This window comes from Acidovorax sp. FG48 (genome assembly GCF_057809085.1).
Map to the genome: position 1 here is coordinate 193,353 of NZ_JBMDJH010000008.1, position 14,253 is coordinate 207,605.

Below are 14,253 nucleotides of genomic sequence, written 5' to 3' on the forward strand. Positions count from 1 at the left end.
TCAGCCCGGACGACGCGTCGCAAACAGGTAATTGACACTGGTGTTGGCACTGAGCCAATAACGACGCGTGAGGGGGTTGTATTCCAGTCCCTTGGTGTGCAGCACATCCAGGCCTGCACTGCGGCAATGCCCCGCCAGCTCACTGGGACGGATCATCTTGGCGTATTCGTGGGTGCCGCGCGGCAGCATATTGAGCACGTATTCCGCCCCCACGATGGCCAGCATGAAGGCTTTGGCGTTGCGATTGATGGTGGAGAAGAACACCCAGCCACCGGGTTTGACCAAGGTAGCGCAAGCGCGAACCACAGAGGCAGGATCGGGCACATGCTCGAGCATCTCCATGCAGGTCACCACATCAAAACCAGCAGGCTGTTCGGCGGCCATCGCCTCGGCGCTGATTTCACGGTATTGCACATTTTGCGTGCCCGCCTCCAAGGCGTGCAGTTGCGCCACGCGCAGCGCTTTGGTTGCTAAATCAATGCCAAGCACATCCGCACCCTTGCGCGCCATGGAGTCGGCCAGAATGCCCCCGCCACAGCCCACATCCAGCACACGTTTGCCGGTCAAGGCGCTCAGCCCATGAATCCAGTCAAGCCGCAGCGGGTTGATCTGATGCAATGGACGAAATTCACTGTCAGGGTCCCACCACCGATGGGCCAATTCTGAAAACTTGGCCAGTTCGGCCGGATCTGCATTGACGGTTTCGATCATGTCGCTGATTGTCCATGAAGGGAGCACGCGAAAAGCCCCAGACGCAAAAAAGCCCCGCAAGCGGGGCTTTTTTGTGAAGCAATCCGAAGATTACTTGGAAGCGCGGGTGCCAACCACTTCGATTTCCACGCGACGGTTCTTCGCACGGCCTTCGGCGGTCTTGTTGTCAGCCACGGGTTGCTTTTCGCCCTTGCCTTCGGTGTACACGCGGTTCTTTTCGATACCCTTGGACACCAAGTAAGCCTTCACGGCTTCCGAACGACGCACCGACAGCTTCTGGTTGTAAGCATCAGAGCCGACGGAGTCAGTGTGACCCACAGCAATGATCACTTCCAGATTGATGCCCTTGACCTTGGAAACCAGGTCGTCCAGCTTAGCCTTGCCTTCTGGCTTGAGCACCGACTTGTCGAAGTCGAAGAAGGCGTCAGCAGCGTAGGTCACCTTGGTGGCGACTGCAGGAGCTGGTGCGGGAGCAGGTGCAGGGGCGGCAGCGGGTGCTGGAGCAGCAGCAGGAGCTGGTGCAGCGGCAGGAGCGGGAGCAGCGATTGCGCCGTCGCAGCCAGGAGCTGCCGTAGCAGGCGTCCAGTTGGCATCGCGCCAGCAGTATTCGTTGGTACCGTTCTTCCAGACCAGTTGGCCAGAAGCATCGCGCCAGTTGTCAACGGTTTGTGCGCCAGCGGCGGTTGCGAGCGCTGCAGAGGCAAACAACATCGCCACTTTGTTCAGTTTCTTCATGGTTCTCCTCTTGGGGAAAAAGCCGCAGCCGCGCTGCGAATCAGGACGCCTGGGGTGACCACCACCCTAAGCGTTCAAACGATTGTGCCATACGTAACAGGGCAAAAGCTGCGCGCGCTGGTCGGGCCCCGTAGGACAAAACCTGAATTGCTTCGATATGTTGCGCCGTCGCTACACGGTCTTACGCCTAAAATGGCTCTCCTTTGCCGCCCCCGCCGTCCCAATGACCCAGTTTGCCAAAGAAACCCTGCCGATCAGCCTCGAAGAAGAGATGCGGCGCAGTTACCTCGATTACGCGATGAGCGTGATTGTGGGTCGTGCACTGCCCGACGCGCGTGACGGCTTGAAGCCTGTGCACCGCCGCGTTCTTTTCGCCATGCATGAGCTCAATAACGACTGGAACCGGCCATATAAAAAGTCGGCTCGTATCGTGGGCGACGTGATCGGTAAATACCACCCGCACGGGGACTCTGCGGTGTACGACACCATTGTGCGTATGGCGCAGGACTTCTCGTTGCGCCACATGCTGGTGGATGGACAAGGTAATTTCGGATCCGTGGACGGCGACAACGCTGCGGCCATGCGATACACCGAAATCCGCCTGGCCAAAATCGCCCATGAAATGCTGGGAGATATTGACAAGGAAACTGTCGATTTCGGCCCCAACTACGACGGCAGCGAGAAAGAACCGCTCGTATTGCCCAGCAAGCTGCCCAACTTGCTGGTGAATGGATCGGCAGGTATTGCGGTGGGTATGGCCACCAACATTCCGCCACATAACCTCAACGAAGTGGTCGATGCGTGCCTGCACATGCTGCGCAATCCCGAGACGACCATCGATGAGTTGATGGAAATCATCCCGGCCCCAGACTTCCCCACCGCCGGCATCATCTACGGCATCAACGGCGTGAAGGATGGCTACCGCACCGGACGCGGCAAGGTGGTGATGCGTGCCAAGTGCCACTTTGAGGACATCGACCGTGGCCAGCGCCAGGCGATCATCGTGGACGAGCTGCCCTACCAAGTCAACAAGAAGACGCTGCAGGAGCGCATGGCCGAGCTGGTGCACGAAAAGAAGATCGAAGGCATCAGCCACATTCAGGACGAGTCCGACAAGTCGGGCATGCGCCTGGTGATCGAACTCAAGCGCGGCGAAGTGCCCGAGGTGGTGCTGAACAACCTGTACAAGCAGACACAGCTGCAGGACACGTTCGGCATGAACATGGTGGCGCTGATCGACGGTCAGCCCCGCCTGTGCAACCTGAAGGACCTGATCAGCGTCTTCCTGCAGCACCGCCGCGAAGTGGTGACGCGCCGCACGGTGTTCGAACTGCGCAAGGCGCGCGACCGTGGTCATGTGCTCGAAGGCCTCGCCGTAGCGCTGGCCAACATTGACGACTTCATCGCGATCATCCGCAACGCTCCAACGCCCCCAGTGGCCAAGGCCGAGCTGATGACCCGCTCGTGGGACAGCAAACTCGTGCGCGAGATGCTGACGCGCACGCGCGCCGATGGCGGCGTGATCAACGCTGACGACTACCGCCCTGAAGGTCTGGAAAAAGAATTCGGCATGGGCCAGGATGGCCTGTACCGACTGTCCGAAACGCAGGCCCAGGAAATCCTGCAGATGCGCCTGCAGCGCCTGACGGGCCTGGAGCAGGACAAGATCGTGGCCGAGTACAAGGAAGTCATGGCGGTCATCGAAGACCTGCTGGACATCCTGGCCAAGCCCGAGCGCGTGTCGGTCATCATCGGCGACGAACTCACCTCCATCAAACAGGAATTCGGCCAGCACAAGCTGGGCGCACGCCGCTCAATCGTTGAATACAGTGCGCAGGACCTCTCCACCGAAGACCTGATCACCCCCACCGACATGGTGGTGACGCTGAGCCACACCGGCTACATCAAGAGCCAGCCACTGTCCGAGTACCGCGCCCAGAAGCGTGGCGGGCGTGGCAAGCAGGCCACGGCGACCAAAGAAGACGACTGGATCGACCAGCTCTTCATCGCCAACACGCACGACTACATCCTGTGCTTCTCCAACCGGGGCCGCCTGTACTGGCTCAAGGTGTGGGAAGTGCCCGCAGGCTCGCGCGGCTCGCGCGGTCGCCCCATCGTCAACATGTTCCCGCTGCAGGACGGCGAAAAGATCAACGTGGTACTGCCGCTCACCGGCGACATGCGCAGCTTCCCTGCGGACCGCTACGTGTTCATGGCCACCAGCATGGGCACCGTGAAGAAGACGGCACTGGACGAGTTCAGCAACACGCGCAAGGGCGGCATCATCGCTGTCAACTTGGATGACGGTGACTACTTGATCGGTGCCGCTCTCACCGACGGCCAGCATGATGTGATGCTGTTCAGCGATGGTGGCAAAGCCGTACGCTTTAACGAGCACGAAGACAGAGGCGGAGTGCGCCCACTGGGCCGTGCGGCGCGCGGCGTGCGCGGCATGATGCTGGAAGAAGGACAGAGCGTGATCGCCATGCTGGTCGCCGAAGACGAAACGCAGAGTGTGTTGACTGCTACAGAAAACGGCTACGGCAAGCGCACCAGCATCACCGAATACACCCGCCATGGCCGTGGTACCAAGGGCATGATCGCCATCCAGCAGAGCGAGCGCAACGGCAAGGTCGTTGCCGCCACGCTGGTGCACGCGGACGACGAGATCATGCTGATCACCGACAAGGGCGTGCTGGTGCGCACCCGCGTGAGCGAGATCCGCGAACTGGGTCGTGCCACGCAGGGCGTGACGTTGATCGCACTGGACGAAGGCTCCAAGCTCAGTGGCTTGCAGCGCATTGTTGAGAACGACGCCAATGTGACGGATGCAGAAGCTGATGGGGATGCAAGCCCGGACGGTGGCACTTCCTCCGTACCTGAAGCCCCCGACGCCTGACCACCGCGGGGCGTGAAGACGCCCTGCAAACGCTATCAAAAGCAAAGCATCAGGCGCTTATTGAATAAGCGCCTGATGCATTTTTAGCCCCTAACATGACACGCCCTTACAACTTCTCCGCAGGCCCCGCCGCCATCCCCTCCGAAGTCCTGCAACAAGCCGCTGCCGAGATGCTGGACTGGCACGGCAGCGGCATGGGCGTGATGGAAATGAGCCACCGCGGCAAGGAGTTTCTGTCCATCTACGAAAAGGCGGAAGCCGACCTGCGCGAGCTGCTGGCCGTGCCGTCGCATTTCAAGATCCTCTTCATGCAAGGTGGTGGCTTGGCCGAAAACGCCATCGTTCCGCTCAACCTGTCGCGTGCCGGCGTGGTCGATTTTGTGGTGACCGGCAGCTGGAGCCAGAAGTCGCAAAAGGAAGCACGCAAATATGCGTCCGAAGTCAACATCGTTGGCACGGGTGAAGAGACGGGCTATACCACCGTGCCGGACCCAGCTTCGTGGACGGTGAGTCGGGGCGCGAGCTACCTGCACCTGTGCAGCAACGAAACCATCCACGGCACCGAGTTCCACCAGCTGCCCGACCTCAAGGCGCTGGGCAGTGATGCGCCGCTGGTGATCGACTTCTCCTCGCACGTGGCCTCGCGGCCCGTGGACTGGAGCTGCGTGGGCCTGGCTTTTGGCGGCGCGCAAAAGAACCTGGGGCCCGCTGGCCTCACGCTGGTGATCGTGCGCGAAGACCTGCTGGGCCACGCCCTCCCCGCCTGCCCCAGCGCCTTCGACTACAAAATCGTGGCCGACAACCAGTCCATGTACAACACGCCGCCCACCTGGGGCATCTACATCGCAGGACTGACCTTCCAGTGGCTCAAGCGCCAGACCGAAGGTGGCCTGACCGGCGTGGCCGCCATGGAGCAGCGCAACATTGCCAAGGCCACGCTGCTGTACAACGCCATCGACCAATCGCAGCTATACGTCAACAAAGTGGCGGCCAACTGCCGCTCGCGCATGAACATTCCGTTCTTCCTGCGTGACGAAAGCCGTAACGAAGCCTTCCTGGCCGGAGCCAAGGAGCGCGGACTGCTGCAGCTCAAGGGCCACAAGTCCGTGGGTGGCATGCGCGCCAGCATCTACAACGCCATGCCGTTGGCGGGCGTGCAGGCGCTGGTGGACTACATGCGAGAATTTGAGCAAAAGCACGCCTGAGCGCGCACCCGACACGACAGCAACAGAAAACGGCTCCCCGAGCACGCACCGCTACCCCATCGTCCATGAACAATCCGCAAGCCTCACCCGACCTCGCCAGCCTGCGCGTGCAAATCGACAGCATCGACCAGCAACTGCTCACGCTGCTGAACCAGAGGGCGCTGGTGGCCGAACAGGTGGGCGAGGTCAAAAAGCGCGAAGGCACGCCTTTCTTCCGCCCCGACCGCGTGGCACAGGTCATTGAGAAGATCACCAACGCCAATCCCGGCCCGCTCAAGGGCCCGCATGTGGCTGCCATCTGGCGCGAAATCATGTCCGCCTGCCTGGCGCTCGAATCGCCCCAGCGCGTGGCGGTGCTCGGCCCGGAGGGGACATTCTGCGAACAGGCCGCGATTGAATTCTTCGGCGGTGCTGCCGACCTGATGTACTGCGCCAACTTTGACGAGGTGTTCCACGCCACGGCAGCGGGTAGCGCGCAGTACGGCGTGGTGGGCGTGGAGAACTCCACCGAGGGTGTGGTCACCCGCTCGCTCGACCTGTTTCTGCACACACCTACGCATGTGGTCGGCGAGGTCAGCCTGCTGGTGCGCCACAACCTGCTGCGCACCAGCAATTCGCTGGATGGCATCGAGGTGGTGCTGGCCCATCCGCAGGCGCTGGCCCAATGCCAGGCCTGGCTGTCCAAGCACCTGCCGCACGCCGAGCGCCGCCCGGTGTCCAGCAACGCCGAAGGCGCGCGACTGGCCACCACCAACCCGGCCTGGGCGGCCCTCTCCAGCGAGCGTGCGGCCACCCAGTTCGGCCTGCACATCGTCTCCCACGCCATTCAGGATGACGCATACAACCGCACGCGTTTCGCCATCATCTGCCTGCCACACACGCTGCAGACACCGCCTCCATCCGGCAAGGATTGCACGAGCCTGGTGGTCTCGGTGCCCAACCGGCCCGGCGCCGTACACGACCTGCTGGTGCCGCTCAAGACGCACGGTGTGTCCATGACGCGCTTTGAGTCGCGCCCAGCCCGCACCGGCCAGTGGGAATACTACTTCTACATTGATCTCGACGGTCACCCCGCCCAGCCCCATGTGGCACGGGCCCTGGAAGAACTGCGCAGCCTGTGCGCGTTCTACAAGGTCCTGGGGACCTACCCTGTCTCGTCATAAGGAGCCGTCGCCATGTTCGAACAATTGGGGCTGATCGGCTGCGGACTCATGGGAGGCTCGTTCGCCTTGGCCATGAAGAAGGCCGGGTTGGTCAAGCGCGTGGTGGGGTACAGCAAGTCGCCCTCCACCACCGACCGCGCCCGCCAGCTGGGCGTGATCGACGTCGAGGCACCCTCTGCCCTGCTGGCCGTGGCAGGCGCAGACATTGTGCTGGTGGCCGTACCCGTGGCGGCCACCGAAGCCACCCTCAAGGCCATCAAGCACCTTGTCACCCCCCAGATGCTGATCATGGATGTGGGCTCCACCAAGTCCGACGTGGTCCAGGCAGCGCAGCGCTCGCTACGCGACCAAGTGGGCTCCTTCGTGCCCGCACACCCCATCACGGGGCGAGAAGTGTCGGGCGTGGAACACGCCGAGGCCGACCTCTACAGCGGGCGCCAGGTGATCCTGACTCCAACCGAACGCACCCTCACCGCCCAGTTGCAGGACGCCGAAAAGATCTGGACGGCACTGGGTTGCCGCGTGACCAGCATGTCGCCGGAGTCACACGACGCGGCCTTTGCCGCCGTCAGCCACCTGCCGCATTTGCTGGCGTTCGCAATGATGAACAGCATCACGGGCCAGACGCACGGCGATGACTTCCTGTCCCTCGCAGGCCCCGGGTTCCGCGACTTCACCCGCATTGCCGCCAGCGATCCCAAAGTGTGGCGCGACATCCTGCTGTCCAACCGCGACGAGCTGATTGCCCAATCCAAGCTGTTCCAGCAGGCCCTGCGCAACATCGAGCAGGCCATGGAAAAAGGCAATGCCCAGGCGCTTGAAGACATGCTGACCTTGGCCAGCGAAACCCGGGCGCATTGGCGCATGGGCGCGAAGCGGAAATGACCCCCTGAGTCGCCTTCGGCGCCTTCCCCCAAGGGGGACGCACCCGGTGGCCTGGCGAAGCCAGCTCCACGGGTGCACTGGTGTTGGGGCGCGCCAGTTGTGCAGGCTGCCGGCCGCACGAACGCTCTTTGAGCCGCAATTGGACACAACACAACGATGTACAGCACCGCATTCCTCGATCTCCCCCCTTTGCAAGCCGCTGCGGGTGAAGTCCACCTGCCGGGTTCCAAGAGCATCTCCAACCGTGTGCTGCTGCTGGCAGCGCTGAGCAACGGCACCACCACCGTGCACGACCTGCTGGCGTCCGACGACACGCGCGTGATGCTGGACGCTCTGCGCCAGATCGGGTGCACGGTGGATGAGGCTGGAAGCACGGTGCGCATCACCGGCCTGGGTGGCCGCCTGCCCCAATCCCCCGCCAAGCTGTTCCTGGGCAATGCGGGCACGGCCATGCGCCCACTGACGGCGGCGCTGGCGCTGCTGGGTGGCGAGTTCGAGCTGTCTGGCGTGCCGCGCATGCACGAGCGCCCCATTGGCGACCTCATCGATGCGCTGCGCCAGCTGGGCTGCCAGATCGACTACCTGGGCAACGACGGCTACCCGCCGCTCAAAATCGCCCATGGCCAAGGCGTGCCTGCACTGGCACTGGCAGAGCCCATCCGCGTACGTGGCGACGTGTCCAGCCAGTTCCTCACAGCCCTGCTCATGGCGCTGCCGCTGGCGGCTGGCACGCAGGCCATCGTGATCGAGGTGGTGGGCGAGCTGATCTCCAAGCCCTACATCGCCATCACGCTGCAACTGCTGGCGCGCTTTGGCATTGTGGTCGAGCACCAGAACTGGCAGCGTTTCACCATCCCGGCAGGCAGCCGCTATCAGTCGCCCGGCAGCATCCATGTGGAGGCAGACGCCTCATCCGCTAGCTATTTCATAGCACTTGGCGCAATTACCTCTAGCGCTAGCGGCCAAAAATGGATCAAAATTCAAGGTGTGGGCCTGGATTCGATCCAGGGCGACATCCGCTTTGTCGAAGCGGCCAGGGCCATGGGCGCCGTGGTCACCGGCGGCCCCAACTGGCTGCAGATTGAACGCGGCGCCTGGCCCCTGAAGGCCATTGACCTGGACTGCAACCACATCCCCGACGCCGCCATGACGCTGGCCGTGATGGCGCTGTACGCCCAGGGCACCACCACGCTGACCAACATCGCCAGCTGGCGCGTGAAGGAAACCGACCGCATCGCCGCCATGGCCACCGAGCTGCGCAAGCTCGGCGCCACGGTGGAGGAAGGCGCGGACTACATCCGCGTGACGCCCCCGGCCCAGGTCACCGACTGGAAGGCTGCCAGCATCCACACCTACGACGACCACCGCGTGGCCATGTGCTTCTCGCTGGCCGCATTCAACCCGGCGCGTCTGCCGGTGCGCATCGAAGACCCCAAGTGCGTGGCCAAGACCTTCCCGGACTACTTCGAGGCCCTGTTCTCGGTCGCCCAGGTCGAGACCGCCCACATCCCGGTGATCTGCATCGACGGCCCCACGGCCTCGGGCAAGGGCACGGTGGCGGCGGCGGTGGCGCAGCGGCTGGGCTATCGCTTTTTGGACTCCGGCGCGATGTACCGCATCACCGCCCTGGCCGCGCTGCGGGCAGGTTTGGCCATAGACGCTGACCACGAAGCCCGGATCGCCACCCTGGCCCAGACGCTGCCGGTGCGGTTTGAGGGCGGCAAGGTGTGGCTGGGCAACGACGATGTGACCGAAGCCATCCGCACCGAAGAAGCGGGCATGAACGCCTCGCGCGTGTCCGCCCTGCCCGCCGTGCGCACGGCACTGGTCGATCTCCAGCACAGCTTTCAGCGCCTGCCGGGGCTGGTGGCCGACGGGCGCGACATGGGCACCGTGATCTTCCCCGAGGCCCCTTTGAAGGTGTATCTCACGGCCAGCGCCGCCTGTCGCGCAGAGCGCCGTTATAAGCAGTTGATTTCTAAGGGTTTTTCGGCTAGTATCGAAGACCTTCGTGCGGATCTGGAAGCGCGCGACGCCCGGGACAGTTCCCGCAGCGTTGCACCTCTCAAGCCCGCGCAGGACGCTCTGGTCCTGGACAACTCCGATTTGACGATTGAACAAGCCGTCGAAAAGGTCTTGGCTTGGTGGCAGGAGCGCCAGCCCTTCGCAGCTTCTGCGCAGCGCTGACAACGTGGAGCCCTCGGGCTCCAGGCAGTGCCGAAAGGCCTTGCCACAGGCCCACGCAGCCCCCATCGCGCGTCAGCGCACAGGTTGTGTGGATCGATAACCTAACCCGCGGCTCTGCCGCAAAAAACCACCGCAAGCAGCTATAAAAACGGTAGCAATGGTGCTGCCGGAATCCTGTTTGTGGCAAGGAAACACATGTCCGAATCTTTTGCCGCCCTTTTTGAAGAATCCTTGCAGCGCACGGAAATGCGCCCAGGCGAAGTCATCACCGCTGAAGTCGTGCGCGTTGAGCACAACTTCGTGGTCGTGAACGCTGGCCTCAAGTCCGAAGCCTACGTGCCGCTGGAAGAGTTCAAGAACGACAAGGGCGAAGTCGAAGTCCAAGTGGGTGACTTCGTGTCGGTGGCCATTGGCTCCATCGAAAACGGCTACGGCGACACCATCCTGTCGCGCGACACCGCCAAGCGTCTGGCTTCCTGGATGAGCCTGGAAAAGGCCCTGGAATCCGGCGAATTCGTCACCGGCACCACGTCCGGCAAGGTCAAGGGCGGCCTGACCGTTCTGGTCAACGGCATCCGCGCATTCCTGCCCGGTTCGCTGATCGATACCCGTCCGATCAAGGATCTGACGCCGTACGAAAACAAGACCATGGAATTCAAGGTCATCAAGCTGGACCGCAAGCGCAACAACGTGGTGCTGAGCCGCCGCGCTGTGGTGGAAGCCTCCATGGGCGAAGAGCGCGCCAAGCTGATGGAAACCCTGAAGGAAGGCTCCATCGTTCAAGGCGTGGTCAAGAACATCACCGAATACGGTGCGTTCGTGGACCTGGGCGGCATCGACGGCCTGCTGCACATCACCGACATGGCATGGCGCCGCGTGCGTCACCCCTCCGAAGTGGTGACCGCTGGCCAGGAAATCACTGCCAAGATCCTGAAGTTCGACACCGAAAAGAACCGCGTGTCCCTGGGTCTGAAGCAAATGGGCGACGACCCATGGATGGGCGTGAACCGCCGCTACCCCCAAGGCACCCGCCTGTTCGGCAAGATCACGAACATTGCCGACTACGGTGCATTCGTGGAACTCGAACCCGGCATCGAAGGCCTGGTGCACGTCTCTGAAATGGACTGGACCAACAAGAACATCGCTCCTGCCAAGCTGGTTTCGCTGGGCGACGAAGTCGAAGTCATGGTTCTGGAAATCGACGAAGACAAGCGCCGCATCAGCCTGGGCATGAAGCAGTGCAAGGCCAACCCATGGCAAGAATTCGCACAGGACACGAAGCGCGGCGACCGCGTCAAGGGTCCGATCAAGTCGATCACCGACTTCGGCGTGTTCGTGGGCCTGGCTGCCGGCATCGACGGCCTGGTGCACCTGTCTGACCTGTCGTGGAACGAACCCGGCGAAGCCGCTGTTCGCAACTACAAGAAGGGCCAGGAAGTCGAAGCGATCGTGCTGGCCGTGGACGTGGACCGCGAACGCATCTCGCTGGGCATCAAGCAGCTCGACGGCGACCCATTCACGACCTTCGTGACCGTGAACGACAAGGGTCAGACGGTGACCGGCAAGGTCAAGACCGTGGACGCCCGTGGCGCTGAAATCGACCTCGGCGAAGACATCGTGGGCTACCTGCGCGCTTCGGAAATCTCCCGCGACCGCGTGGAAGATGCCCGCAACGTGCTGAAGGAAGGCGACGAAGTCACGGCCGTGGTGGTGAACGTGGATCGCAAGACCCGCAACATCCAGCTGTCGATCAAGCAAAAGGACATGGCTGACGAACAAGGCGCCATGGCCAACCTGAGCCAGCAATCGAGCCGCGAAAGCGCCGGCACGACCAGCCTGGGCGCCCTGCTGCGCGCCAAGCTGGACAACTCGGAAAAGTAAAGCGCTGACCCGTTAAACGGTCAGACAGCGGGCGCCTCGGCGCCCGCTCTTTTTTCAGCCAAGACTGCCTATGTCCCAAGATTCCATGACCCGCTCAGACCTCGTCGAAGAACTGGCCGCCCGTTTCGGCCAGCTCACCCACCGCGATGCCGAATACGCCGTCAAGACCATTCTGGACGCCGTGGGCGAGGCCCTGGTGCGCGGGCACCGCATCGAGATCCGGGGCTTTGGCAGCTTCTCGGTCAACCACCGCCCTCCTCGCATGGGCCGCAATCCACGCAGCGGCGAGGCCGTGGCCATTCCCGAAAAGCGTGTGCCCCATTTCAAGCCGGGCAAGGCCCTGCGCGAAGCCGTCGACAAACGCACGGCCGAAATGGAAGAAAAGGCACCGCCCGCAACGGGCACCCTGGGCAACTGATATCAAATTGATAGCAGCAAGTGCATGATTCACTAGCGCCTGCTGCCGTTTTAGCTTGTATTGACCTGAGAGACGGCATACGCAGGCCCCCTGCGCCAAGCTCTTAGAATCGCCCCACCACTGGGGAGACCGATGAAATACCTCCTGTGGCTGCTCAAGGCAGCCATTTTTTTTACGCTCTTCGCCTTCGCGCTGAACAACCAGCAGGATGCGACCGTGCATTTCTTCTTTGGCACGCAATGGCGCGCGCCGCTGGTGCTGGTGGTGCTGACCGCATTTGCCGCAGGTCTGGTCGTTGGGGCCTTGGGCATGGTGCCGCGCTGGTGGCGCCACCGCAACGCTGCACGCCGCGCCCAGGCCGCCGTCGTGGTGGCACCAGCGCCCACAGCTCCCCCCGCCGCGAGCCCCACTCCAGCAGTGCCCCCACCACCTCCTGACCTGCCCTCGATCCATGGAATTTGACCTGAGCTGGATACTGCTGGGCCTGCCCCTGGCGTTTGTGCTGGGCTGGCTGGCGTCGCGTTTTGACCTGCGCCAGCTGCGCGCCGAAAACCGCCGCGCCCCAAAGGCCTACTTCAAGGGCCTGAACTTCCTGCTCAACGAGCAGCAGGACCAAGCCATCGACGCCTTCATTGAGGCCGTGCAGAACGACCCCGACACCTCCGAGCTGCACTTCGCCCTGGGCAACCTGTTTCGCCGCCGGGGCGAATACGACCGCGCTGTGCGGGTGCATGAGCATCTGCTCTCGCGCGGCGACCTCTCCCGTACCGACCGCGAGCGCGCCCAGCATGCGCTGGCCCTCGACTTCCTGAAGGCCGGGCTGCTTGACCGCGCCGAAGACGCGCTGCAGCGGCTGGAAGGCACCCCGTTCGAGGCGCAGGCCCGCCTGGCGCTGCTGGCTATTTACGAACGCTCGCGCGACTGGCCCCATGCCGCCAGCATCGCCCGCAAGATGCACACCGCCGACCAGGGCGACTTCAGCACGCGGCAGGCCCACTACCTGTGCGAACAGGCCTTGGCGCTCATTGCGCAAGGCGACCTGCCGGGCGCCCAGGCTCTGCTCGACCAGGCCGTGGCTGCCGCCCCCGAGGCAGCGCGCGCACGCATCGAACTGGCGCGCCTGCAACGCCTGATGGGCCAGCCGGCCGCCGTGCTGTCCACCCTCAAAACGCTGGGCGAGCGCAACCCCGCCGCTCTGCCCCTGGCCGCCCCGCTGATGGTCGAAGCCGCAACAGCCACCGGCCGTACCCCCGAAGTCCACGCCCTGCTGCAGGCCCACTATGCACAGGCTCCTTCGCTGGACGTGCTGGAAAGCATCGTGGCCATGGAAGCTGCCGACGAAGCCACCCGCCCGTCCGCCCGCCAGCGCTATGTGGAGCACTTGGACAAGGAACGCTCCCTGGTCGCCGCCGCCAAATGGCTGGCCACCGAAAAGCTGGAACACGAAGAATTCCACCCCCAGGTGCAACGTGCGCTGGATCATGCCGTCAAACCCCTCACCCGCTATCGCTGCGCGGCCTGCGGTTTTGAAGCGCGCCAGCATTTCTGGCAATGCCCCGGCTGCCAGACCTGGGACAGCTACCCCGCACGCCGGGTCGAAGAACTCTGACCCAAGCATTCATCCCCAACGCTGTAAGACCTTTGCCATGCTGAAGAAACTGCTAACCCTGCTGGTTGCCACGCTGCTCGCTACCGCCACCTGGGCCGCCGTGGACGTGAACACCGCTACCGAGGCTGAACTCGACGGCATCAAGGGCATCGGCCCCGGCCTGTCGGGCCGCATCCTGCAAGAGCGCCAAAGCGCGCCCTTCAAGGACTGGGCCGACTTCATCGGCCGTGTGGGCGGCGTGGGCAACAAGAGTGCCGTCAACTTCTCTAAAGAGGGCCTGACCGTCAACGGCAAGAAGTACAGTGCGGCGGCAGCCGCCAAGGCAGAAGCCAAAAACAACAAGAAGCACAGCAGCCCCCACGCAGCAGACCGCAAAGCCCGTGGCGGCGCTGACAAGGACGCCGCAACGGCTACCACGCCAGCCACATCACCCGCCACGGCGACGGCGGCACCGACAGCGCTAACGCCCGCCCCCGCAACAGGCGCTAGCAAAAACTAAGCACGCTTCACAAGCAGCAAGCCCGCTCCAGCGGGCTTGTTTTTTTGCAGTAGGGCGAGTG

General features: G+C 63.1%; 12 protein-coding genes. 10 read left to right on the forward strand and 2 right to left on the reverse strand.

Annotated elements, in window-relative coordinates; genetic code table 11:
* Together ubiG and ompA are read right to left on the reverse strand one after the other, a co-directional pair.
* Window positions 1–711 carry a bifunctional 2-polyprenyl-6-hydroxyphenol methylase/3-demethylubiquinol 3-O-methyltransferase UbiG gene (gene ubiG / locus ACODSU_RS13875; protein WP_015014427.1) on the reverse strand — a complete coding sequence of 237 codons (711 nt, stop codon included), beginning with the start codon at window positions 709–711 and terminating at the stop codon, window positions 1–3.
* Window positions 712–801: 90 nt separating this feature from the next.
* Window positions 802–1,446, reverse strand: coding sequence for an outer membrane protein OmpA (ompA, locus tag ACODSU_RS13880; RefSeq protein ID WP_060986328.1), 645 nt, complete (start codon window positions 1,444–1,446; stop codon window positions 802–804).
* A gap of 223 nt (window positions 1,447–1,669) precedes the next feature.
* On the opposite strand from ompA, the gene gyrA reads away from it, so the two are divergent.
* The 10 genes from gyrA (at window position 1,670) to ACODSU_RS13930 (ending at window position 14,192) form a co-directional block, all read left to right on the forward strand.
* Window positions 1,670–4,345: a DNA gyrase subunit A gene (gene gyrA, locus ACODSU_RS13885; RefSeq protein ID WP_488842719.1), complete on the forward strand. Its 2,676-nt coding sequence runs from the start codon at window positions 1,670–1,672 to the stop codon at window positions 4,343–4,345.
* A gap of 95 nt (window positions 4,346–4,440) precedes the next feature.
* Window positions 4,441–5,550 (forward strand): 3-phosphoserine/phosphohydroxythreonine transaminase, encoded by a 1,110-nt coding sequence (serC, locus tag ACODSU_RS13890; RefSeq protein WP_488842720.1) that lies wholly within the window; start codon window positions 4,441–4,443, stop codon window positions 5,548–5,550.
* 65 nt (window positions 5,551–5,615) lie between these two features.
* Entirely contained in the window at window positions 5,616–6,713 is a 1,098-nt protein-coding gene (gene pheA / locus ACODSU_RS13895) for a prephenate dehydratase (RefSeq protein ID WP_015014431.1), read from the forward strand.
* Window positions 6,714–6,725: 12 nt separating this feature from the next.
* Window positions 6,726–7,598 (forward strand): prephenate dehydrogenase, encoded by an 873-nt coding sequence (locus tag ACODSU_RS13900; protein ID WP_015014432.1) that lies wholly within the window; start codon window positions 6,726–6,728, stop codon window positions 7,596–7,598.
* Between the two features lie 156 nt (window positions 7,599–7,754).
* On the forward strand, window positions 7,755–9,785 hold the full coding sequence (locus ACODSU_RS13905; RefSeq protein WP_488842721.1) for a bifunctional 3-phosphoshikimate 1-carboxyvinyltransferase/cytidylate kinase: 2,031 nt from the start codon (window positions 7,755–7,757) through the stop codon (window positions 9,783–9,785).
* A gap of 195 nt (window positions 9,786–9,980) precedes the next feature.
* A complete protein-coding gene (rpsA, locus tag ACODSU_RS13910) occupies window positions 9,981–11,666 on the forward strand; it encodes a 30S ribosomal protein S1 (protein WP_056063647.1) in 1,686 nt (561 codons plus the stop codon).
* Between the two features lie 85 nt (window positions 11,667–11,751).
* On the forward strand, window positions 11,752–12,084 hold the full coding sequence (locus tag ACODSU_RS13915; RefSeq protein WP_056065071.1) for an integration host factor subunit beta: 333 nt from the start codon (window positions 11,752–11,754) through the stop codon (window positions 12,082–12,084).
* Window positions 12,085–12,216: 132 nt separating this feature from the next.
* Window positions 12,217–12,546, forward strand: a complete 330-nt coding sequence (locus ACODSU_RS13920; protein WP_295942745.1) for a LapA family protein — start codon at window positions 12,217–12,219, stop codon at window positions 12,544–12,546.
* Window positions 12,536–13,693 (forward strand): lipopolysaccharide assembly protein LapB, encoded by a 1,158-nt coding sequence (gene lapB / locus ACODSU_RS13925; RefSeq protein ID WP_488842722.1) that lies wholly within the window; start codon window positions 12,536–12,538, stop codon window positions 13,691–13,693. The genes ACODSU_RS13920 and lapB overlap by 11 nt, the downstream gene beginning before the upstream one ends.
* 37 nt (window positions 13,694–13,730) lie before the next feature.
* Window positions 13,731–14,192: a ComEA family DNA-binding protein gene (locus ACODSU_RS13930; RefSeq protein ID WP_488842723.1), complete on the forward strand. Its 462-nt coding sequence runs from the start codon at window positions 13,731–13,733 to the stop codon at window positions 14,190–14,192.
* Window positions 14,193–14,253 lie beyond the last annotated feature (61 nt).

Excerpts from the sequence above, each read along its gene's own strand:
- ubiG (WP_015014427.1), bottom strand. The coding sequence starts at position 711 with ATGATCGAAACCGTCAATGCAGATCCGGCCGAACTGGCCAAGTTTTCA.
- ompA (WP_060986328.1), bottom strand. The coding sequence starts at position 1,446 with ATGAAGAAACTGAACAAAGTGGCGATGTTGTTTGCCTCTGCAGCGCTC.
- gyrA (WP_488842719.1), top strand. The coding sequence starts at position 1,670 with ATGACCCAGTTTGCCAAAGAAACCCTGCCGATCAGCCTCGAAGAAGAG.
- serC (WP_488842720.1), top strand. The coding sequence starts at position 4,441 with ATGACACGCCCTTACAACTTCTCCGCAGGCCCCGCCGCCATCCCCTCC.
- pheA (WP_015014431.1), top strand. The coding sequence starts at position 5,616 with ATGAACAATCCGCAAGCCTCACCCGACCTCGCCAGCCTGCGCGTGCAA.
- ACODSU_RS13900 (WP_015014432.1), top strand. The coding sequence starts at position 6,726 with ATGTTCGAACAATTGGGGCTGATCGGCTGCGGACTCATGGGAGGCTCG.
- ACODSU_RS13905 (WP_488842721.1), top strand. The coding sequence starts at position 7,755 with ATGTACAGCACCGCATTCCTCGATCTCCCCCCTTTGCAAGCCGCTGCG.
- rpsA (WP_056063647.1), top strand. The coding sequence starts at position 9,981 with ATGTCCGAATCTTTTGCCGCCCTTTTTGAAGAATCCTTGCAGCGCACG.
- ACODSU_RS13915 (WP_056065071.1), top strand. The coding sequence starts at position 11,752 with ATGACCCGCTCAGACCTCGTCGAAGAACTGGCCGCCCGTTTCGGCCAG.
- ACODSU_RS13920 (WP_295942745.1), top strand. The coding sequence starts at position 12,217 with ATGAAATACCTCCTGTGGCTGCTCAAGGCAGCCATTTTTTTTACGCTC.
- lapB (WP_488842722.1), top strand. The coding sequence starts at position 12,536 with ATGGAATTTGACCTGAGCTGGATACTGCTGGGCCTGCCCCTGGCGTTT.
- ACODSU_RS13930 (WP_488842723.1), top strand. The coding sequence starts at position 13,731 with ATGCTGAAGAAACTGCTAACCCTGCTGGTTGCCACGCTGCTCGCTACC.